The sequence below is a fragment of the Pseudomonas lundensis genome, assembly GCF_002269125.1.
In the GTDB taxonomy this organism is placed as follows: domain Bacteria; phylum Pseudomonadota; class Gammaproteobacteria; order Pseudomonadales; family Pseudomonadaceae; genus Aquipseudomonas; species Aquipseudomonas lundensis_A.
Genome location: NZ_NQKI01000089.1, coordinates 1 through 1,448, shown reverse-complemented (window position 1 = coordinate 1,448; position 1,448 = coordinate 1). Strand labels below are relative to the sequence as shown.

1 protein-coding gene is annotated in these 1,448 nt (G+C 55.2%); it reads right to left on the bottom strand.

Going from position 1 to position 1,448, the window contains the following annotated elements; translation table 11 throughout:
• Positions 1-7: 7 nt before the first annotated feature.
• Positions 8-1,384, bottom strand: coding sequence for an IS30 family transposase (locus CJF39_RS22575; protein ID WP_094995373.1), 1,377 nt, complete (start codon positions 1,382-1,384; stop codon positions 8-10).
• Positions 1,385-1,448: the final 64 nt, after the last annotated feature.

Below are 1,448 nucleotides of genomic sequence, written 5' to 3'. Positions count from 1 at the left end.
GGCGGATTCAACCGGTCGTCGCAACACTGGATTGTTGTACAGACTTTAGATACTCATTCAGTGCTTCGGCAGGTGTTTTCCAGCCGAGTGTTTTTCGAGGTCTAGTGTTAAGTACGTGAGCTACCGCCTGTAATTCTTGGGCATTCCAACGAGAGAGGTCAGTGCCTTTCGGGAAGTATTGCCGTAAAAGGCCGTTCGTATTTTCGTTTGTGCCGCGCTGCCATGGGCTATGTGGATCAGCAAAAAAAACCTTTACTCCGGACTCGATGGTAAATCGAGCGTGATCCGACAGCTCCTTTCCACGATCCCAGGTCAAAGATCGCCACAGCTCGATGGGAAGATCAGTCACCGTTTTCTTCAACGCGTTGGCCATACTAACAGCCCCATAGCCAGCCAGCGCCGGGCCGTTCTTCGTGCGGGGAATTAGCCCATAACCTTTCTCGCGAGGCAGATGGACGAGCATGGTAAATCGAGTTGAGCGCTCGACCAGAGTTCCAATCGCAGACCGGTTCAGACCGATGATCAGGTCGCCCTCCCAATGCCCGGGTACAGCCCGATCGTCTACCTCAGCAGGGCGACTGGAGATCATGACGTCCTCGCTGACGTGTGCCCAGACTTTGGCCTGCGCTCTGGCTCTCGGCACGCGCAATGCTCGTCCTGAGCGCAGGCAGCTCACCAGTTCGCGCTTGAGAGCTCCTCGACCCTGAATGTAGAGCGCCTGATATATGGCTTCATGAGAGATGCGCATGGATTCATCATCCGGAAAATCGATCTGGAGCCGGTTGGCAATCTGTTCAGGCGACCAGCCATTGACCCATTTACGGTCACTGCGATGCGGTTTATTTCGGCCTTTGAAGGGCGCTTGCCGAGGCCCAGAAATCTCACGGCCATCGGCGTCTTGAACCTTGCCCTCAAGGCGGTCGCGTACGTACTGGTGCAGTCGCGGGTTAGTGACCAGTTTCGCTGGTTTCGGCCTCTTGGCCACCAGTTCTGCCTTCCATTGCGCTACTGACGCTCGATATTCAAGCCGACCGCAACGGGTAGCAGCATTTCGTGTCAGCTCCCGTGAAATTGTCGATGGGCTTCGTCCAAGGCGACGGGCGATCTCACGAACGCCAACACTTTGCGCTCGAAGCAGCCCAATCTCTTCTCGCTCTGCAAACGATAAGTATCGTCCTGATATGTGATTCGACATGAATAATGGCATCCCGCCTCGATGACGGAACCAGCGTGTACCTACCGCTGTTGATACGCCAACGGCATGTGCTGCCTTTTCGCTTGTGATGCCTGTTGCAATCTGCACCCAAAATAGCCGCTCGATCTCATTACGAACTGAGGGTGCACCTGGAGAACGCATCGCTCCCCGGCCCGTCAATTTTTGCATCCATCCTGCGGATCGTCCCATAAACACCTCGATCAAGGTGTTGCGACGACCAGTTGAATCCGCC